General features: G+C 40.0%; 18 protein-coding genes, 2 pseudogenes and 1 riboswitch. Of the genes and pseudogenes, 10 read left to right on the top strand and 10 right to left on the bottom strand.

What is annotated here, in order from left to right; all coding sequences use genetic code 11:
* From NJ959_RS09350 to ntrB, 7 genes are all read right to left on the bottom strand, one after another.
* The coding region (locus NJ959_RS09350; protein ID WP_254011487.1) for a lipid kinase at positions 1–890 on the bottom strand (890 nt) is incomplete at its 3' end.
* Between the two features lie 64 nt (positions 891–954).
* Positions 955–1,560 (bottom strand): exopolysaccharide biosynthesis protein, encoded by a 606-nt coding sequence (locus tag NJ959_RS09345; protein WP_254011486.1) that lies wholly within the window; start codon positions 1,558–1,560, stop codon positions 955–957.
* Between the two features lie 7 nt (positions 1,561–1,567).
* Positions 1,568–2,905 (bottom strand): SLC13 family permease, encoded by a 1,338-nt coding sequence (locus NJ959_RS09340; protein WP_254011485.1) that lies wholly within the window; start codon positions 2,903–2,905, stop codon positions 1,568–1,570.
* Between the two features lie 77 nt (positions 2,906–2,982).
* The gene (locus NJ959_RS09335) at positions 2,983–4,791 is read right to left on the bottom strand and encodes an SLC13 family permease (RefSeq protein ID WP_254011484.1); all 1,809 of its coding nucleotides are present in this window, start codon (positions 4,789–4,791) and stop codon (positions 2,983–2,985) included.
* A gap of 286 nt (positions 4,792–5,077) precedes the next feature.
* The gene (locus NJ959_RS09330) at positions 5,078–5,908 is read right to left on the bottom strand and encodes an ABC transporter ATP-binding protein (protein ID WP_254011483.1); all 831 of its coding nucleotides are present in this window, start codon (positions 5,906–5,908) and stop codon (positions 5,078–5,080) included.
* 72 nt (positions 5,909–5,980) lie between these two features.
* Positions 5,981–7,396: an ABC transporter substrate-binding protein gene (locus NJ959_RS09325; protein WP_254011482.1), complete on the bottom strand. Its 1,416-nt coding sequence runs from the start codon at positions 7,394–7,396 to the stop codon at positions 5,981–5,983.
* Between the two features lie 72 nt (positions 7,397–7,468).
* A complete protein-coding gene (ntrB, locus tag NJ959_RS09320; protein ID WP_254011481.1) occupies positions 7,469–8,320 on the bottom strand; it encodes a nitrate ABC transporter permease in 852 nt (283 codons plus the stop codon).
* Positions 8,321–8,415: 95 nt separating this feature from the next.
* Positions 8,416–8,564, bottom strand: a riboswitch (cyclic di-AMP (ydaO/yuaA leader).
* Between the two features lie 214 nt (positions 8,565–8,778).
* On the opposite strand from ntrB, the gene NJ959_RS09315 reads away from it, so the two are divergent.
* The 4 genes and pseudogenes from NJ959_RS09315 to NJ959_RS09300 form a co-directional block, all read left to right on the top strand.
* Positions 8,779–11,127 carry a response regulator gene (locus NJ959_RS09315; protein ID WP_254011480.1) on the top strand — a complete coding sequence of 783 codons (2,349 nt, stop codon included), beginning with the start codon at positions 8,779–8,781 and terminating at the stop codon, positions 11,125–11,127.
* A gap of 65 nt (positions 11,128–11,192) precedes the next feature.
* Positions 11,193–13,112 carry a response regulator gene (locus tag NJ959_RS09310; protein ID WP_254011479.1) on the top strand — a complete coding sequence of 640 codons (1,920 nt, stop codon included), beginning with the start codon at positions 11,193–11,195 and terminating at the stop codon, positions 13,110–13,112.
* 353 nt (positions 13,113–13,465) lie between these two features.
* A complete protein-coding gene (locus tag NJ959_RS09305) occupies positions 13,466–13,690 on the top strand; it encodes a hypothetical protein (RefSeq protein WP_254011478.1) in 225 nt (74 codons plus the stop codon).
* Positions 13,582–13,827 (top strand): annotated as a pseudogene (locus NJ959_RS09300) (sensor histidine kinase); the annotation flags it as partial. The gene NJ959_RS09305 and the pseudogene NJ959_RS09300, both read left to right, overlap by 109 nt.
* 277 nt (positions 13,828–14,104) lie before the next feature.
* Here the strand turns inward: NJ959_RS09300 and NJ959_RS09295 are convergent.
* A pseudogene (locus NJ959_RS09295) lies at positions 14,105–14,362 on the bottom strand (DUF2887 domain-containing protein); the annotation flags it as partial.
* Between the two features lie 18 nt (positions 14,363–14,380).
* Here NJ959_RS09295 and NJ959_RS09290 point away from each other — a divergent pair.
* Both NJ959_RS09290 and NJ959_RS09285 read left to right on the top strand, forming a co-directional pair.
* Complete coding sequence (locus tag NJ959_RS09290; RefSeq protein WP_254011477.1) at positions 14,381–14,791, top strand: response regulator; 411 nt, start codon at positions 14,381–14,383, stop codon at positions 14,789–14,791.
* Between the two features lie 13 nt (positions 14,792–14,804).
* The gene (locus NJ959_RS09285) at positions 14,805–15,038 is read left to right on the top strand and encodes a hypothetical protein (protein WP_254011476.1); all 234 of its coding nucleotides are present in this window, start codon (positions 14,805–14,807) and stop codon (positions 15,036–15,038) included.
* Here the strand turns inward: NJ959_RS09285 and NJ959_RS09280 are convergent.
* Positions 15,003–15,230, bottom strand: coding sequence for a DUF4926 domain-containing protein (locus NJ959_RS09280; RefSeq protein WP_254011475.1), 228 nt, complete (start codon positions 15,228–15,230; stop codon positions 15,003–15,005). The two genes, NJ959_RS09285 and NJ959_RS09280, sit on opposite strands and share 36 nt — an antisense overlap.
* 18 nt (positions 15,231–15,248) lie before the next feature.
* Positions 15,249–15,581, bottom strand: a complete 333-nt coding sequence (locus NJ959_RS09275) for a DUF6883 domain-containing protein (RefSeq protein WP_254011474.1) — start codon at positions 15,579–15,581, stop codon at positions 15,249–15,251.
* A gap of 232 nt (positions 15,582–15,813) precedes the next feature.
* On the opposite strand from NJ959_RS09275, the gene bchD reads away from it, so the two are divergent.
* The 4 genes from bchD to NJ959_RS09255 all read left to right on the top strand — a co-directional run.
* A complete protein-coding gene (gene bchD, locus NJ959_RS09270; RefSeq protein WP_254011473.1) occupies positions 15,814–17,835 on the top strand; it encodes a magnesium chelatase ATPase subunit D in 2,022 nt (673 codons plus the stop codon).
* Between the two features lie 263 nt (positions 17,836–18,098).
* Positions 18,099–19,292: an AAA family ATPase gene (locus NJ959_RS09265; RefSeq protein ID WP_254011472.1), complete on the top strand. Its 1,194-nt coding sequence runs from the start codon at positions 18,099–18,101 to the stop codon at positions 19,290–19,292.
* 5 nt (positions 19,293–19,297) lie between these two features.
* The gene (locus NJ959_RS09260) at positions 19,298–20,005 is read left to right on the top strand and encodes a DUF4276 family protein (RefSeq protein WP_254011471.1); all 708 of its coding nucleotides are present in this window, start codon (positions 19,298–19,300) and stop codon (positions 20,003–20,005) included.
* A 98-nt stretch (positions 20,006–20,103) separates the two neighbouring features.
* A partial coding sequence (locus NJ959_RS09255; protein ID WP_254011470.1) for a hypothetical protein occupies positions 20,104–20,848 on the top strand: 745 nt, incomplete at its 3' end.

The following is a 20,848-nucleotide window of genomic DNA, read 5'->3' as shown; positions in this document are numbered from 1 at the left end:
GAATCGGGAACTAAAACTGATAAAGCTTTGGGAATTACGCGAAATTTAGCCGGGGTTTGGGTGGTAATTTCTCCATCCGTGTTAATAGCAAGTGGTTTGCGAGTATAAATCTCAATTTCCGTACCTTCGAGACTCCTTACCCCTGGCAAAGCTGCTTGTCTTCCCTGCCACAAAGCTGGAAGTAGTGCTAATATTTGCCACCAGTGGCGAATTTCTAGGCTGTACAAATCCAGTCTGCAATCGTCAATAGTGGCATCATGAACTACTGTCATTCCGCCACCATAATGCCGCCCATTTCCTACTGCAATCTGTATAGTTTTGACTAAAATAGATTCACCCCCTTGTCTAATCTCTGCTTTAAAAGATCTCGCTTGCCAAATGACTTGTAAAGCAATTGCGGCGTAAGCAAAAACTCCCCAACGGCGTTTTGCTTCTTTGGTGAGGCGCTGCGTAATTTGCACGCTTAAACCACAACTTGCCACATTAAAAAAATACTTTCCATTCACGCAACCTAAGTCAATCTTATGCAATTTTCCGGTGGCAATAACTTGACAAGCATCAGGGATTGAGGTAGGAATTTTTAATGTTCGGGCTAAGTCGTTAGCTGTTCCCAATGGCAAAATTGCCAAAGGAAGCTGAGTATCAATTAAACCTTCTACAGCAGCATTAAGAGTGCCATCCCCACCGCCAATGATGACTAAATCAACTTGATTTCGGTAGCGACGGATGACTTCGGGGAGTTGCCTAGGATTTTCTGTAGATTCTTGAAGTAAGATGAAGCCCAGTTGCTGCAATTGAGTAATGATATCAGCTAGGCGCTCCTTTCCTTGCCTAGCGTGACGGTTTACTATCAGTAAGGCTCGCTTAGATGACAGGTATTCCTGATTCATAGAGCTTTGTGGATGCTTAGTTTCCTAACCTATGGCTATATAATAAACTTGATTGGATTAATAATCATTGAAACAGATTTGGAAGTAACTGAGGTGCCAGCCAGATGGCATAAAAAATGAAGCCAAAGAATAGAGTAATTAAAGCCATCACTCCATAGCTGATGCACATCAGCAAGCCATCCTCTTCTAATGTGGCAATTGCTAATAGTAAAATTCCTACAGTCGGGATAGGATTGGTAAAGGGAATTGGCAACATAAGTAATACTGTTAACCAAGCAATACAGATACCATTCCATCTCCATATTTTAGGATTAGCTGCTACTGATAGCAACCGAGGACGGACGAATTTTTCTAATAGCTTCGTTAGGCGTTTTAGGTTTATTAAAAGTTCCCGACTAAACCATTGGGGAAATTGAAACTTAGCGATTTGGCGAGGAAGCCATGGCTTTCTGCGCCCCATCGCCATTTGGAGTGCTAACAGAAAGCACCCCCAACCCAAAACAGTAGCAAATCCGGGTGGCACTGGGAACAAGAAGGGTAACGTTAATAATAATATCATTACGCTAAACCCTCGCTCCGAGGTTTGAGCCAGAATATCCTTGACGGTTAGAGGGTGAGTCGCTAACTGTTTCAGGAGAGACTGAATATCTCGATAAAATTTTAGGTCCATTTGATCCTTACACTAAAAACCGAATTACCACGTATAAGGCGGCGGTAATCAGTTGCATAACCATCACGGGAATACCGTAGTGCAGAAATCTTTTAAATGATATGGTACGTCCGTGCAGCTCAGAAATGCCCGCCGCAACTATATTAGATGATGCTCCTACTAATGTACCATTACCTCCCAAAGTAGCGCCATACATCATGGCATAGAATAAGGGTAGCACTTCTGGTGGAAATTGACCTGCAAAATTGGGATCTAGTACTTCAGGTCCGACTAAACCAACATTAACTAGATACTGTTTCAGTAGGGGAACCATTGCTACTACCAGCGGAATGTTGGGGACAACGCTGGATAATAAGCCGACAAAAAAGAGTAAAAGGAGCGAACCTAATGGAATATTTTGTCCTAACATAGTTGCCAATAGTCCAGACAAGCTATTGACGACACCCGTTTTTTGCAGTCCGCCAATCAGGACAAAGATACTCATAAAAAATATTAAAGTACTCCAGTCTAGATCCCGCAATATATTATTCACCGTATCAATTTTACTCTGATGAGCCAGGAGTAATGCTAAAGCTGCTCCCAATAAAGCAACAGCCGCTGGAGAAATTGGCACGGGTAAGGTTTCTCCAATGACAAAAAATGTTAGTACCAAAGCGACAATCAATCCACCTAATGCTAAAACTCTGGGATGGTTGATTTTAGGATGTGGTAAATTGTTTAAAGTATCTAACTCTTTGTGCCAAATCTTTTTAAATAGAAACGGAGTCATTACTAAAACGGTTACAACAGCAATTGCTCCCCCAAAACTTAACCGGAATAGGTAATCAACAAAGCTAATATTAACCGCATCTCCGACAATAAATGTTGCTGGATCTCCGACTAAGGTTAGCAATCCTGAACTATTAGCGACAAATACCATGAGAATCAGTAATGGCACAAAATCTACACCTAATTCTGCCGCCATAGGTGGAATTAAAGGAGCCAATAACATGACAGTTGTGGCGTTAGGCAAAACAGCACAAATTGGCGTGGTAATTCCGATAATTCCTAAGAGTAAGTTTTTCCCTTTCCCTTTGGCTAACAACACCATCTGAGTGGCTAAATAATCAAATATTTTAGTTGGTTCAAATGCTCGCACGAGAACCATAACACCGAAAAATAGCGCGATAGTTGCATAACTTTGCCCGATGTAGCCAACAGCATCTTGCAAAGTCATCACATTAGTAAATATCAGGATCAATGCTCCCAGAAATGTTGCTACCGTTAGGTGAATCCACTCCGTCATGATGAAGAGAATGACGGCGGCAAATGTTCCAGTAGCAATTACGGCATGTAAAGTTTCCATATATTTCTTGATTCTCTATTCCAATGATAGGTATTTAACTGGACAGAATATTCTTCTCTTCCTTTCCCCTCAAACGATCACAAACCATACAGCCAAACAATTAGTAGTGGTGTTAGTATACTCAAGATTAAATTAAGCGGTAGTCCAACTCGCGTGAAGTCAAGAAACTTATAACCGCCGGGACCATAAACCATGGTATTAGTTTGATAACCAATAGGAGTCAGGTAACTATTGGATGCAGCAAAGGTGACAACAAACATGAATGCAAAAGGATTAAGACTGAGAGTTGTTGCAACTTTAACGGCAATGGGAATCATCAAAATAACCGCCGCACTATTAGAAAGTAGTTCGGTTAATAAATTGGTAGCTAAGTAGAAGAACACTAAAAGCCAAAAACCATCAAAATTACCTCCTATTGCTACTAAATTAGTCGCCAGCCATTCCGTTGTTCCTGAGTTTTTCATCGCAGTACCGAGGGGAAAAAGTCCGGCTAACAGAAAGATTACATCCCAGCGCACAGCATTATAAATTTCTCCAGGTTTGAGACATCCCGTTAAAATCATGACAATAACACCAGCTAAAGATGTGACTAAAATGTCCATCCAATCAAAAGCCGCGATAAGTATAACGAGAAAGAGAATTGCTATGGCAATCCAAGCTTTATTTTTCCGCATAGATTCTACATTTTGTTGCTCCATAACTAATAAATCGCTGCTAGTTTGCAATCCAAGTAAACTTTCTTTCGGTCCTTGTACTAATAGTAAATCGCCAAAACGGAGAGGAATTTTACCCATCCGATCTCGCACCAATTCCTCACCTCGGCGGATGGCTAATACTGTGGTATTGTAGCGTTGGCGGAACCGTAAATCTTTCAAGGTGGAACCGATAATATTTGAGTTGGAGAGAATTAAAACTTCTGCTACCCCTTCTTCCTGAGAAGTCATTTGTTCTTCTGCTGAACCTTTTTGACTAAACTGAACATCGGGTAGAATATTAATTCCCCGTTCATCTCGAATTTTCAGAAGATCGCTTCTGCCACCCCGTACCAGTAAAATATCCCCAGCGGCTAATATTTTATCGGCGATGGGTTGGGGGAAATGACTGTCATCTCTGATTATTTCCAGTACATCTAAATCGAATTTACGCTGAATTTCACTGGAGCGCAATGTTTGTCCGATTAAAGAAGAACGAGGTTTAATGATAATTTCGCTAACATAATCTTTTAACCCGTATTCTTGAGAAACAAGGTTACCGCCAGATGGTTTGCGATCCGGTAAAAGTCGGGGGGCAAATAGAGAGAGATAAATTAGCCCTACGATAAAAGTAATAATTCCTAACGCCGTGAATTGAAATAATCCAAATCCTTTAAACCCTAAGTCTTTAGCTACCCCACTAGCGACAATATTAGTAGATGTGCCAATTAAGGTAATCATGCCTCCCAAAACAGTGACATAGGATAAGGGAATCAAAAGTTTTGATACGGAGATATTTCGCTTCCTGCACCAATCTTCGATAATGGGTAAAAATACAGCTACGACAGCAGTATTATTTAAAAAAGCAGTGATTGGACCAATAATTGCTCCCATGACAAAGATTTGTTGATTGGGATTATTTCCACCCCATTTCACTAGGAAATCTCGGACAATTAAAATTACACCAGTACGGCTAATCCCCTCGCTAAGGATAAACATTGCCATGACTGTAATGGTAGCGGAGTTGCTAAAGCCAGCGATACCTTCATCTGGAGTCACTAATCCCAAAATCATCAACACCACCGTCACACAAATAGCGGTAATATCGACAGGTAACCACTCGGCGATAAAGCACATCAATGCGAGAATTAAAACGCCCATCGTCAGGGCAATTGGACTGAGATGAATTGGCATGATATCTTATAATTGTTTTGGCACTTTTAAGGTGATATTGTTTGTCTATCCCGATTATTTACTGGGATAGTCAAATAACTCAAAGTATCACGCCTTAAGCCAAAAGTCAATATCGCCAAAGTAATTATACCTTTGGCGATCGCATAATTAATGATTAGTTAGGTAAAAAGTGTGGGTTGGGTAGATGTCACGAAACCCAATCCTACCAGATGTATTACAATCGAGAATATTGCCTTACTAGTATTACAATAACTAAACTAAGTTCCTAGTTATCTAGAATGGGCAACTAATCATCTGGGGTAAAATACTTCTCCAGGAAATTTAAAGCATGGTTGCGCACTTCGTAATACTCTTTAGATTCTCGGAGTTGTTTGCGATCGCGAGGATGGAGAAAAGGTACTTCTAAAATTTCTCCTATTTTAGCTTTAGGTCCATTAGTCATCATCACAATTCGATCGGACATATAAATTGCTTCATCCACATCGTGAGTAATCATCATCACAGCTTGGCGATGAGTTTCCCAAATATCCAATACTTGTTTCTGCAATTTTCGGCGGGTTAGCGCATCTAACGCACCGAAAGGTTCATCCATTAATAACATTTTAGGGCGAGTAGCTAAGGCTCTAGCAATACCCACTCTTTGCTTCATTCCCCCAGATATTTCATCAGGATATTTATTAGCTGCGTGGGTTAAGTTTACCATATCTATATGTTCGTTGACAATTTGTTTTTTCTCAATGATAGAAGCCGTTTTAAACACTTCATCCACAGCGAGACGGATATTGCCTTCAACAGTGAGCCAGGGGAGGAGAGAATAGTGTTGAAAAACCATCATGCGATCGCTTCCTGGTTTGCGAATTTCTTTACCATCTAATTTCACTAAACCAGAGGTGGGTTTTTCTAATCCAGCGACTATTTTAAGTAAGGTTGATTTTCCGCAACCGGAATGTCCGATAACGGAGATATATTCATCTTCCCGAATGGTGAGATTAATTTTATCTAAAATGACGATTTCGCCACCACCTGGAGTGGGGTAGGATTTAGTGAGGTTTTCTATTTGGACAAATTGGGGATTACTGATGGTTGGGGTTTGGGGGATGAATTCGGTTGATTTCATGATAGTATTTTTGGGGTTGGTGTTTTTAACACAGAGGTACGCAGAGGTTTTCACAGAGGTACACAGAGGGAATTAAGATGAGTAAAATTTTTGGGGACTGTTGGCGCGAATTTCAAAGCTGTTGAGATATCGGATGGGATTGCTGGGGTCGAATTCTTTTTTGTCGATGAAGGCTGCTGCTGGTTCTATTTTATAGTCATCTTTGGGACATTCTATCCCCATTTCGGTGGCGATTTCTCGATAGAGATCAGTGCGCCATGCTTGATGGGCTTTTTTTTCTGCATCTTTGGGGAATTCTTTAATTTGTCCCCAACGTGTGGCTTGAGTCATTAACCAGATACTTTCAGATTGCCATAAAAAGGTAGAGTGATCTCCGGGAATTTGGACAAGTTTGGTAGTTAAATCAAAAAACATAGTAGTTTCTACATCGTTCCACATCCGTTGTTGGTTGTCAAAGCCACCGTAATTATATTCTCCTACTATTCCTGGCCTGGTAAATTTGTCAATAGGTAATCCAGGTTTTTTCGGTTTTGCACCTGTAAAGGAAGGATTGGTAATGAATGTTGCCACTTCGGGGCGATTTTTGGGGTTACTACAATATTGACAGGCTTCAATCATGGCTTTAACTAAACTGCGATAAGTTTTAGGATTTTCCTCGATAAAAGATTCCATTACCCCCAACAGTCTATCTGGATGTCCTTCCCAAATTTCTCTACCTTGGGCAAAAGTAAAACCCACCCCTTCATTACCTGTAATAGCTCTTGTATTCCAAGGTTCCGCTACCATATAAGCTTGCATCGCCCCAATCCGCATCGTATTTACCATCTGAGGAGGTGGGATAATAATCACCCGAAATTCTTCAGCAGGATTCACTCCCGCCGCCGCCGATAAATAGCGAACAAAATACTCATAAATCGACGAACTCAAAACCACAGCCCAAATTCGTTCTTCAGGAGGTAAACTATCAAAATAGCCGCGAAAATCTCGCCCAAATCTTTCCAAATCTCCTTTATATTCCCGCCATGGGCGCAACCCGTAATCCCACATCGCTTTATTCATAGTCATCGCATTTCCATGTCGATGAATAGTCATCGCCGCACACAAAGGTGCATGACGCGCACCCTCAGCCCCAATTCTGGCATTTGTCACCGCACCAGATACCACAGGCGAAGCATCCAAACGACCAAAAATAAGCCCATCGCGAGAATTAGCCCAACTCGCTTCCCGACTCAAATTCACAGTCAATCCATACTTCCGAAAAAAACCCTTTTCCTGCGCGATCGCAAATGGGGCACAATCATTAACAGGCACATATCCTACCGTAATATTCGGCTTTTCCAAACTACCCGGCTTAACAATTTGTTCAACCGCCAAAGCCGCCTCAGATAATTCCTGAGAAGTACCCTCAAAACCACAACCTGACAAAGCAACACCCGCTGCTGCTACACTCATTCCTTGTAAAAACTGCCGTCGATTTATATTATTCATAGGGTAATTGCTAAACACAGAAGCCTCAAAAAAACCTTTGCGCACCTTTGCGTTAAAAAAAACAAAATCAAATCACCGATTAACCAAAACTGGACGATGAGTCGCCCAAACCTGCAACCTACCCAACCCATAATCCAAAACCAACCCCGTCACCCCAATTACAATCACCGCCAAAAACACCGCACTCAAATTCAACCGATTCCATTGATCCCAAACAAAAAAACCAATCCCCACACCCCCCGTCAACATTTCCACCGCCACAATTACCAACCAAGCAATTCCCAAACTAATCCGCAATCCGGTAAAAATGTAAGGCAAACTCGCAGGTAAAATAATCTTAGTAATTTGCCGAATTCGAGGCATTTCTAGCACCCGTGCCACATCAAGATAATCTTTATTTACACTAGCAACTCCCAGGGCAGTGTTAATAATTGTCGGCCACAAAGAGGTGATAAAAATCACAAAAATTGCTGAAGGTTCCGCTAGATTGAAAATAGACAAAGCAATTGGTAACCAAGCTAAAGGCGAAACTGGTTTAAAAACTTGAATTAAGGGATTTAGTGCTAACATTGCTTCCCGCGACATCCCAATTAAAAAACCCAAGGGAATCGCCACAACCGCGCCTAAGCCAAATCCGATTAATACTCGTCGTAAACTTGCTAACAATAACCAACCCAATCCTAAATTACCAGGTCCTTTGCGAAAGAATGGGTTAGCATATTCCGCATTATCAATAATGGCTTCCAAAGGTGTGGGCATTAAATCTGTTAAAAAGGTAGCCGCCAACCACCAGAGCAAGATAATACCTAAAAATCCAATAGTGGGGAGAAGAACAACATCTCGCAGAATTAAGGGTTTTGTCCGTTTCCAAATAGCTTGACCAGTGACTGCAATTTTTGCAGCCAAGTTAAGTTGATATATCATTTTTTATGCCTCTTGTCAATAGCAGGTACAGAAAAAATGAGCAGTACCAGCAAGGATTACTGATGAGTTCAAGGCATTACAAGAATGCTGTCTCTTCAGTCTCCTCTCAACGCCTACGAAGTTAGCTGACGGGCTAGGACAGAGAGTTGTCCATCTCTATGCTTTGCTTGCGAAGCATAGAGATACGCCCCAAAAATTGGTTCCTCCGCTCCAGCTTTATCTTGCGATCGGGCTATTAACCCTGTAATTTGCTGGATTAGGCTGACTTACTCTATTAGATGGATATTATATTACTTCGGGATAAAAAAGTCAATCCTCAGTTTTCTATCACTTTGACCATATCGCTTTGGGATCGATAACCTTCTAGACTAGACAAGATCTGACGCGCCCCAATTTAGTAGGCTATATTGAAGTATGTAGTCTATTACACAATAAAGATCGGCAAGGAAATTAACAAGATGATTTCATCCAAGCAAAGTATTATAGGCAAAGCTAAAGCCAGACCAAAATGGCATTTAATTTATTATGTATTAGCAATATTTGACATATTCACTATTTCAGCTAGTTTATATCTTAACCATCAGATTACAGCTAATTATGCTAAATCTGTTGAAATCAATCAACAATGGTCACAACGTTTACATCAATATTCAGAATTGGGACAATTAGCTGGGGCAGTGAATGCTCCAGGTAATAATATCTTTCAATCTCAAGCTCCAGAATCAGAATCTAAGAAATTTAAAATAGCACTGGCATTATTTTATGAAAAGTTAGCTTTGGTAAAGCAAGATTTAATAAATGATATTGATTCAGATAAATCTCACAAATTATTGCTCAAGTTAGATGAACTCGATCGAGCCATGAGCAATATGATCGAGGAGAGTGACTTGATTTTTACTTATTTTCAAGAAAACAAACCAACAATAGCCGCCGCACAAATGGCGATAATGGATCGTCGGTATGGTGAATTAAATATAGTATTGAGCGATTTGCGCCAAAATATTAGTGAAATTCAACAAAATTTATTAAATCAGCAAAAAGAAGAAACAAAACGATTAAAAAAATATGAGTATATCATTGCGCTGGCAATTTTTATTATTATCGTATCCGTGACAGTTTATGGACAAAAATTAGCCCAAATAGTTGAAGCTGAGAATCAAGGCAAAGAAAACCTAATTCAAGAATTAGAAAAGGCAAAAAGTGCAGCAGAATCTGCAAATATTGCCAAGTCAGAGTTTCTCGCGAATATGAGCCACGAAATCCGCACGCCGATGAATGCCGTGATTGGGATGACAAGTTTATTGCTTGATACTAATCTTAATACTGAACAGAGAGAATTTGTTGAAATAGTTCGCAATAGTGGCGATGGTTTACTGGAAATTATTAACGATATTCTTGACTTTTCTAAAATTGAAGCAGGTAAACTAGAACTAGAACAACAGCCTTGTAATTTGTACGAATGTATTGAGAGTGCCATTGACTTAATTGCCAGCAAAACTATAGCCAAAAATTTGGAATTGGGCTATCTCATTGAAGCTAACACTCCCAATGCCATCATTACTGACAGCACCCGCCTCCGTCAAGTTTTAGTCAATTTACTTGGCAATGCGATTAAATTTACTGAATCAGGAGAAATATTTGTTTTCTTAAAAGCCAAACCGATTGACTCAGTAAATATCGAATCTACTGAATTAGAAAGTAGCACTGAGTCTTGGTATGAATTGCATTTTCAAGTTAAAGATACAGGAATTGGTATTCCTCAAGATCGTATTGCTAAACTATTTCAATCCTTTACCCAGGTTGATGCTTCATCTACTCGTAAGTATGGTGGCACAGGATTAGGATTAGCCATTAGCAAGCGACTTGTGAATCTGATGGGAGGTGAAATCTGGGTGGAAAGTGAGGTAGCACAAGGTTCAACTTTTCATTTCACTATCCGAGGAAAAGCCACCGCCCATAGCAAAATTGTTTCGGATCGTTTAGAAGCAACTAATTTACATAATAAGCGATTATTGGTAGTCGATGATAACCCCACCAATCGCCAGATTGTGCGTTTACAAGCTCAATCATGGGGGATGTTTGTTGTGGAAGCCGCATCGGGCGAGGAAGCTTTAGCCTGTTTGCAAGAGGAACCACTTTTTGATATCGCAGTTTTGGATATGCAAATGCCCAATATGGATGGCTTAACCTTAGCTGAAATAATTTATAGAAATCATAATAATCCTAAGTTGCCATTAATATTACTTACTTCTGTAGGAATAAATAAACCTGTTTTAGAAAAATATTTTGCGGCAATTATGACTAAGCCCATTAAAAGTTTGAGACTTTATAATAGTCTTATTAGTATTTTGAGTACACCGACGATCAAAAAAAATATCGCTAACCATCAGGAAGAAATAGAGCAAAAAATTGACCCAACTCTAGGGGGACGTTTTCCGCTGAGAATTTTACTGGCAGAAGATAATATTGTTAACCAAAAAGTTGCCATCATGCAGCTAAAACGTCTAGGTTACAATGTAGATATTGCTGCGAATGGGATAGAAGTTTTAGAGGCACTCAAACGTCAATGTTATGATGTAGTCTTGATGGATGTGCAAATGCCAGAATTAGATGGACTCGAAACTAGTAGACATATTCGCAACAATTTCCCAGAAGATAATCAACCCTATATTATTGCTGTTACAGCAAACGCAATGGAAGAAGATCGTCAGGAATGTTTGCAAGCAGGAATGAATGATTTTATTCGCAAACCCTTTAAGGTAGAAGATTTAACAACTGCTTTGATGAATATTCCTCACTCTGTATAGGTTTGACATTTGCTACCGGAGTTGATATAAAATTTAGGCAGCCACAACCCTAAAATATCACTATCATGAAAATTCTGCTGGTAGAAGATGATACATTAATTAGTGCTGCCTTAGCCAAGCTTCTGACTGCGAATCAATATGAAATTGATATCGCAGGAGATGGGCAAACTGGCTTAGATATGGCAATCGCAGTTGAATACGATCTGATTTTACTAGACTTACAGCTTCCCAATCTAGATGGTATTAGCCTCTGTAAAAAACTGCGATTACGGGATTCGTACCGCCAAGGGCTATCCCAAGGTTACTCCAAACCCATCCTACTACTAACTGCCAAAAATTCTAATCCCGATCTTGTGGCAGGATTAGATGCTGGGGCAGATGATTATGTAATTAAGCCATATAACTCAGAAGCTTTACTAGCAAGAATTCGGGCATTATTCCGACGGAGTGGGGCAAGTGATTTAGACTCTTCTTCTAGCTTAACTTGGGGGAATCTCTGTTTAAACTTAACTGCTGCTACAGTAACATTTGGCAAGGAAATAATTTCCCTGACAGCTACAGAATACAAGTTACTAGAATTGTTTCTCCAAAATCCTAATCGCATCTTTACTCGCAGTGCTATTCTAGATCGCCTGTGGGAATTTGACGATCCTCCCACGGAAAGAGCGATTAATACTCATATTAAAGATCTGCGTAAAAAACTGAAAGGAGCTGGATTCACTGAAGATATTATTGAAACCATTTATGGCATGGGCTATCGACTCAAGCCTTATCCTAAAGAAACTCCAGAGAATTCTAGCACTCCTGCCACTCAAATAGATAAAAGTAAGGAAAATAAGCCCAAAAAAGACATAAAAGCCGTTAATAGGGTTCTGGAAAAGTTCCGGAATTCTTTTCACGCTCAAGTTTCCATCTTAGCCCAAGCCAACACAGCTATTTTAGGAGGGTATCTAGATCCAGAATTACACCAAAATGCCAAACATGAAGCTCATAAATTGGCAGGTTCGATGGGTTCATTTGGTTATCCAGAAGGATCGAGATTGGCACGAGAAATCGAGCATTTGTTAATTAACGATCGCCCCTTAACTCCAGGAGAAATATCCCGATTCTCTGATCTGGTGAAGGGATTAGAACAAGAACTAACTAAAACGCCAGTTACCGCCAGATCAGCCCCAGTTAATACCAGTAAAAATTATCGTGTATTAGTAATTGATGACGATCCTATTCTTACAGAAAAATTACTAGCAGAAGCTGAATTATATGGTGTGCGAATAAAAGTTACTCCCAATTTAGCAGCCGCGCGATCGCGCCTTGCCTTAGCAACTCCTGATGTAGTACTTTTGGACTTGACTTTCCCAGATACTGAGGAAGATGGATTAATCCTGTTGCGGGAATTGAAAGATAAATTCCCTCAGCTACCAGTTATTGTATTCACCGGAAGAGATAGCCTTGCAGATCGATTGGCAGTATCCCGTTTAGGTGCAAGACAATTTATCCACAAACCTGCCACCACAGAACAGATTTTTCAGGCGATTTCTCGCGTTTTGCCTCAAGAAAAAACATCAGAAGCCAGAGTACTAATTGTCGATGACGATCCGGCAGCAGTTGTTACCTTATCAGGATTCCTAAATCCTTGGGGATTACAAGTAATTACTTTAACAAAACCAGAACGATTTTGGGAAATGCTCATCATAAATTCGCCCAACTTAGTAGTATTGGATTGGGAAATGCCAAAAGTGAGTGGGCTAGACTTGTGTCAGGTAATCCGGCAAGATGTTCAGTGGGGAAATTTACCGATTTTGGTAGTAACAGCCCATACCGATGCCGAATCCCTAAGCCAAGCTTTTGCTGCGGGAGCAGATGATTTTATTACTAAGCCAGTATTGGGGCCAGAATTGGTGACGCGGGTACTGAGTCGAATTGAAAGGATGCGTTGGCGTAGCGTGCCTGCCAGCTTGCCAGAGAATAAATTCTCTGTTTCATAGCTTAAGTCTCAATCAGCCTGGGCGATTGGAAATCGCGGCTACACTTTCCCAAGTCTGCCTGCGCAGACTAATTAATAACCCGCGCAGGCGGGTTTTGTCTGTGTAGCTGCGGTTTCAACCGCCCAATTGGAAGGTGTGCAAGTTACAGTGGTTTCCGATCTCATGAGGTACAGTAGAATAAATTAACAAACCAATTGCTTAAATGTTGATGATTAATTAAGTGTACCGCATTATATCGGTAACCGCTGTATCAGTTAAAAGTGTAGTTACCTAAGTCCTAAAATAGTGCCAAATATATTCATTGGAAAAACCAACAGGAGCGATTCCGCCATGACTCAGGAAAACCCTGGCACATGACTGGTACAGCGATGAATATTGATAAGCGCAAGGAAACAGAAAATTTGTTGCGACAGCAATCTGAACAACAACGGCTGATTATGGATATGACTCAGCGGATTAGGGAATCACTGTTGGCGATCGCGGCAGAGGCATTCCTCCTGATAAACTGGAAGCAGTATTTGGGCGATTTCAGCAAGTCGATGCTTCTGATGCCCGCGATAAAGGTGGTACTGGGTTAGGTTTGGCAATCTGCCGTAGTATTATTGAACAGCATGGTGCTAAAATTTGGGTGGAAAGTATTCTGGATGAAGGTAGTACTTTTTGCTTTACTTTGCCTTTACCACCGGAGGAAATAGTTATTAGTTCCCCTGTTTAAGGCAGGGTTGTTTGGTTCTCAAATTTTACAACAGATTTTCATCTGTAGCTACAAAGACAAAACCAGCCTGCGCGGGTTAGAAAGTCAAGTATTAGTTATTAACAAATTAACCGCCGAAGGGCGGTTTAGCTTGTGTAGCAACAGGTTTTAACCTGTTGCAGTTGGGGAGAATAAATCAGCCTGGTAAGGGTGCAATTAATTCAGCCAAGTCAGCTAAATCTTGAGCCAAAAATAGCAAGCGCTGATTCTTTAATAGCTCAATAAAAGCCGTAAGATACAAAAATAGAAACAGTTCCCCAAATAAACGATAATATAAATTATCATCCGGTTGAAACTGTACTTCCACGACATAGAATGGTTTCCCTGAGTCGTTGCTGTTGGGTAAAAATAAACCATCAAGACGGAAGGCTATTTGTTTGACTTCTCTAGAGGTAAACTCATAGAAATTGGCTTCTGATGGTGGACGATTGATCAACTCAAAAAAGATACTGGGAAAAGATTGAAATAGGCTGTAGAAGATGCTATCGGTTTTCACAAAAAAAGAGGAAATGGAATGATAATAAAACAAATACTAATTGTAGATGACGAAGAACGTCTTAGAGAACTTGTACAGGCGTGTTTAGAAGATTTGGGCGGATGGGAAACTATCACCGCTGGCTCAGGAGAGGAATGTTTAAAGATTGTGCAGCAGGCAAAATTTGATGCTATTGTGCTGGATGTATCAATGCCAGGAATGGATGGATTTGCCGTATTTGAAAAACTCCAAGCCAATCCAATGACACAATCCATTCCTGTGATTCTACTTACAGCCAGAGTACTACCTAAAGTTCCTTCCCTAGGAAGGAAAATAGATTATGAATTCTTTTCAAACATTTTTTCAAATATTAAACGCTCTAAACCAACTTTGCCAAGATTCAGTTGCCAGTTTACTCAACGATTCTCAGCAATCGACACTATGGATTAGCAATACAGCAGAAATGCCCATCTGGGAAATTAAACTTCACGACACTAAAACGGAAGTTATACTTAAAGCTTATCTGTCTGAAGTTCAGCTTAACACAATTGATGTCAAAATCAGTCAAGAAACCATTTTGATTGAAGGAGAATGGGATGAATCATCAGTGGAAGGCTATTTCCATCCCTGTCGATTTCAAAGTTTGATTCCTTTACCATATTCACCTGACTGTGGGTATATCTGCACGAGTTGGTAGACGGAAACAACTCATTGGTAATGTGACAACTGCTACCGTATTCCCAAGCATATCGAAAAACTCAACGCTGTAACCTGTTTCTAGTCCACTAACATCATGTTGTGCGACTACAGTGCCAATGTCTCCAGCATATACACCTTCTTCAGGAAGATCGCGCAATAAGATAATATCTGAGTAAAGGGGAAAATTCATGGCAGTCTCCAAATATTGCTAATCGGGAACTAAAGTGATTAAGCGAGGAAAGTCGGTACCTTTGTCTATTTGCCAGACTGTCCTCACCAGAAGTTGTCTCTTGATAGGAGTCAGGAGATTGGCACTAATTTCATATCTCGTACCGTAGGTCGTTTCTTTAATAAGACTAACTTCTACAGTTAGGTGAAATTTACGAATATCTGCTTCTAGCTCCTGCCAGTTATCGAGGGAATAACCACATTGAATTAATAACTTGGCTTTGGCTCCACCACGTTTATGCTCAGTGTTAAGCAAATACTCAGTTAGCTTTGATTGCTCGATTACTGCGCGATCGCTATTTGGGATGTTCATGCTTCATTTGCCACTCGCACCGAGAGTATTTTTATTTTATCTCAAACCATAGATCGCTCCTGCTTTTCCATGCTTAATCTAGCATCGTACCAATTTTTAGAGCAGATACTATACTAGTATAATCTATGTGGTATATAAATAATATAAAGATTGACGATATAGCTACAAGTAACCATCGTCGTTTTACAATAACCTTGAGAATTCATCATAGATCTTCCAGTTCCCAAACACTATGCCCGCAGCTACCCTGACATCTCCCATTACCTCCTTCCCCCTTGCCGCTGTTGTCGGGCAAGATGCGATTAAATTCGCCTTACTCCTCGCCGCAGTCGATCCCGGCTTGGGAGGAGTTGCGATCGCAGGTCGTCGCGGTACGGCAAAATCAGTGATGGCGCGGGCTATCCATACTTTGTTGCCCCCCATTGAAGTCGTCCAAAATTCCATCTGTAATTGCAATCCCCAATATCCTCAAGAGTGGGATGATGACTTATTAGCAAAAGGCTTAGATCCTGCCACTATTCCAACCGAAATTATTCCCGCACCTTTTATTCAAATTCCCCTCGGTACTACCGAAGATAGATTGTTAGGTTCCGTTGATGTGGAACAATCAGTAAAAAAGGGAGAATCTGTCTTTCAACCAGGACTTTTAGCCCAAGCACATCGGGGAGTTTTGTATGTAGATGAAATTAATCTCCTGGATGAACAAATCGCCAATCAACTCCTATCTGTTCTCACAGAAGGAAGAAACCAAATTGAACGAGAAGGAATTAGCTTTCAACATCCCTGCAAACCTTTATTAATTGCCACCTATAACCCAGAAGAAGGACCGCTGCGAACTCATTTACTAGATCGAATTGCGATCGCGCTTTCGGCTGATGGAGTATTAGCCTTAGATCAGCGCGTCCAAGCAGTAAATCAAGCCATTGGTTATGCCGAATCTCCCCAAACATTTCTGGCACAATATACTGAAGATATCGATAATCTTAAAACCGACATTATCCTAGCACGGGAATGGTTAAAAGAAGTGCAAATAACTCACGACCAAATAGCCTATTTAGTAGAAGAAGCAATTCGTGGCGGAGTACAAGGACATCGCGCTGAACTATTTGCGGTGCGAGTAGCCAAAGCATCAGCCGCCTTAGATGGACGACAAACTGTAAGTCCCGATGATTTACGTCGGGCAGTGGAATTAGTAATTGTCCCCCGTTCCACGACTAACCAGCCACCTCCAGACGAACAACAACAACCACCCCCACCTCCACCACCTCCTCAAGACGAATCAGAACAAGAACAAGAAAACGAAGAGGAAAAAGATGAAGAAGACGAAGAAGAAAAAGAGCAAGAACCACCTACATTACCAGAAGAATTCGTATTCGATCCAGAAGGAGTAATTCTCGATCCTAGTGTCCTTTATTTTGCTCAAATGGCACAGCGTCAGGGGAAATCTGGCAGTCGCAGTATCATTTTTTCAGAAGACAGAGGGCGCTATGTCAAACCAATGTTACCCAAAGGAAAAGTGCGCCGAATTGCTGTTGATGCTACCATGAGAGCAGCAGCACCTTATCAAAAATCGAGACGGGAAAGGCAACCTAATCGTAAAGTAATTATTGAACAAGGTGATATTCGCTCAAAACGATTAGCTAGAAAAGCAGGTGCTTTGGTAATATTTGTAGTAGATGCTTCAGGTTCCATGGCATTAAACCGAATGCAATCTGCCAAAGGTGCAGTCATGCAATTACTAACAGAAGCCTATCAAAATCGCGATCAAGTATCTTTAATTCCCTTCCGAGGTGAACAAGCAGAAGTACTATTACCACCAACTCGTTCCATTGCCTTAGCCAAGGGAAGATTGGAAAAATTACCCTGTGGAGGAGGTTCTCCCTTAGCCCACGGTTTGACTCAGGCAGTCAGGGTAGGAATGAATGCCAAAATGTCAGGAGATATCGGTCAAGTAGTGATAGTTGCTATTACCGATGGGCGGGGAAATATACCTTTAGCCCGTTCATTAGGCGAACCAATGGAAGAGGGAGAAAAGCCAGATATTAAGAAAGAATTGTTAGAGATTGCTGCCCGCATTCGGGGGTTAGGTATTCAATTGTTAGTGATTGATACGGAGAATAAGTTTGTTTCTACTGGGTTTGCGAAGGAATTAGCCAAGCAATCGGGAGGGAAATATTACCATTTACCCAAGGCTACAGATAGAGCAATTGCCGCCATGACGAGAAATGCGATCGCAGATATGAAAGCGAGGTGATAATTACGCCAGTAAATTAATTATGTTGTTTGATATCCTAGAAAAACCTAACCCCCCAGCCCCCTTCCCTACCAGGGAAGGGGGAGTAAGATTTTCTACTCCCCTCCTCTTGCAGGGGAGGGGTTTGATCTAAGAGTTAATTAAGCAACAACGAGCTTATTTAAGCAGGAGTAAAAACAATGAATGATGTGGAGGCATAATTCCCTGAAAATTACTCAACAGATGCCGTAATTCAAAATACAACCTTTGAGCGAATATTATTTATGACCTTAAGATTGCGAACAGCAAAAATCCAAAACTTTAAAAGCTTAGGCGATGTTGAGTTAAGCTTCAGAGATTTAACGATTATAGTGGGTTCTAACTCTAGTGGAAAATCCAATTCTTTAGAAGCCCTCAATTTACTCAAGCGACTTCTATCGGCTGAATCTTTACCTAGCTTGACATCAATGAAGGAATTATTAAGATCTGGTAGGGATCGCATCTCTCTTTACATAGTAGTAGAAGATAATGAAAATATAGCAGAATATACTGTTGGTATCAATTTAGATAAAATCAATACTTTAATCTCAAGGGAAAATTTAAAAATTAACGGGATTAAGATTATTGATATTCTCAATGGAGAAGGAGAAGTAAATGATGAAGATGGTGGAAACCATCAAAAATATCAATCAGATCCTGAAAGTATAGAAGGTTTGGCTTTAAGGGCGGCTGGAAACTTCGGCAATAAACCTCTGACAAAACGATTGGTAAGCTATATTAAAGAATGGAAGTTTTATGATATAGATCCAGATCTCATCAGATCCAGATCCTCAAGATCGGGAAAATTGATTCAAATATTTGAGGGTATTTCTCGAAACCGCAATAATAATGAGATTATACCCAGTCTCGATCCTAGAGCAAGCCAAGTCCAGGAAATTTTACAATATTTAGCTAAAAATGAAATAGACAAGTTTGAAGCAATTAGCAAAGAGATTAGTGAATGCCTAAATATACGCTTAGGATTAAATGAGGAAGATTACGACATCAAAATCATAGAAGCTGATGAAAAAGAGATCCCATTGTCCAATATGTCAGATGGAACTCTTCGATTAATTGCTTACTTTATACTACTTTATCAGTCAGATATTCCACCGCTTATTTGTATTGAGGAACCCGAACGAAACCTTCATCCTGGTATCCTGATCGATCTTGCGTCCATAATGAAAAGATTATCGAAAAGAACACAAGTTGTCTTTACAACTCATAGTTCTCAATTACTTGATTGTTTTCAAGCTGATGAAATATCATCTGATATATCTGTGCTTTTATTGAGCAAGAAAGACGAATTAGGAACTCAGTCTTTTTTACTAGATGAGTTAGCTGAAAAACGCGACGATCTTTTAGATTGGATGCGCGATTTTGGACTAGGTAGTGCCATCTATCATAGTCATTTAATCGAACAAATTTTAGGAATATAATAAATATGCCCAGTGTTTTAATCTGGACTCCCGAATCTGACTATGATAGAGATGCAGTTACCTGTATTAGTCAAAAAATAGTCGAATACTATGGATGTCAGTTAACCATTTCTTCGGGTACAAAACAAGGTTTCAATGATGCTGCACGAAAACCAGATGGATTGAAGAAGGCTGTGGATATTTATCTAAAGCGTAATGACTTAATCCTATTTCTCATAGATGGAGATAGTGTCAAGTCTCAAGAGCAACGACGGCAAGAAAAAAACTCCCTAGTTAACCGAATTAAAGCAGTCGTTGATTCATCTGCGGGAAAAGTATTATTAATTCTGATACTCCAAGAAATTGAAGCTTGGCTGTTAGTAGACTGTTTGGGTATCTGCTGCTACTTTACCAAAAATCCTGGGATTAGGGAGAATCAAGACTGGATAAAATTTGCAAACAAATATCAAAAAGGGAAAACTCATTTGATAACAGAAGCTGAATTAGGAGGAAAAAATGCTAAAGAGTATCTAGAGCATTTTTCCCAAGAAATACTTGTCAAGAAAAATCCGAACCTAAAAAATAAATATAAGAATTTAAGAGAAATGCAATATAGTGAGGATAAATCTACTGGAATTGCTAAATCCATAGAAATTAATACTGAAACAATTAATCGCAATGAATCCTTAGAACAATTTGCCCGTTGTTTACATCAATTGGCGAAAAATAATTAGGAGAATTATGACTTATGATTTTATCATTTAACCAGAGCGAAAGCTTCCAATACGAGCGACTATAATGGAAAAAACACGCCTCATACTTGGAGACTTATATGATTAGGGATCGATTTATCAAAATCACGATAACAGCTATTCTCCTCCTGACTCTGCTCATCTCCTGTCAGAATCGCTCTGGGCAAGAAAAACCTCAGCCAAACTTAATCCAAACATCATCAGCCCAAACAACTCAGGAGACTTCTAGCAAAACTATCACTTATGGAGATCTGATTATTAACGAGAAATCTGACTATATCATGATTCCAGTTACTCTCTCTGAAAATAGCGATCGCAATAAAGGCGGTTTATTACGCGGGGCATCTTTATCTGATTTCTCTGAATACGATCGGAAAGGACTTTTCGATAATATTCTATTCTATCGCAAACAAGATGGAGAATCTCATCTTCTATTAAACAAACCCGCCAAAATATCCTCCTTTGATACCCTAGAAAAAAAAGAGCCAGGTAAGCCACCTACTCAATTATTAATCTATAAAATAATTGAAACTGATACAAATGCCGACAAAAAAATCAGCTACGAAGATGCCACCATCGGATATTTATCCGATTTATCAGGCAAAAATATCAAGCAAATCACCCCGAATAATACCCAAATATTGAACTGGAGTATTATTCAAAGTATTAAATCAATTTTTGTCAAAATCATCAAAGATTCTAACAACGATAAGAAATTCACCGAAACAGATGAATCAACCTACATCAAAGTTAGTCTAGAAAATCCCACCATTGGCACAGAAATCATTAGCGATGAGATCGAGAAACAAATTAAATCTATTAGTC

The organism is Limnofasciculus baicalensis BBK-W-15 (genome assembly GCF_024178385.1).
Classification (GTDB): domain Bacteria; phylum Cyanobacteriota; class Cyanobacteriia; order Cyanobacteriales; family Coleofasciculaceae; genus Limnofasciculus; species Limnofasciculus baicalensis.
This window is presented reverse-complemented; position numbering and strand designations above follow the sequence as displayed.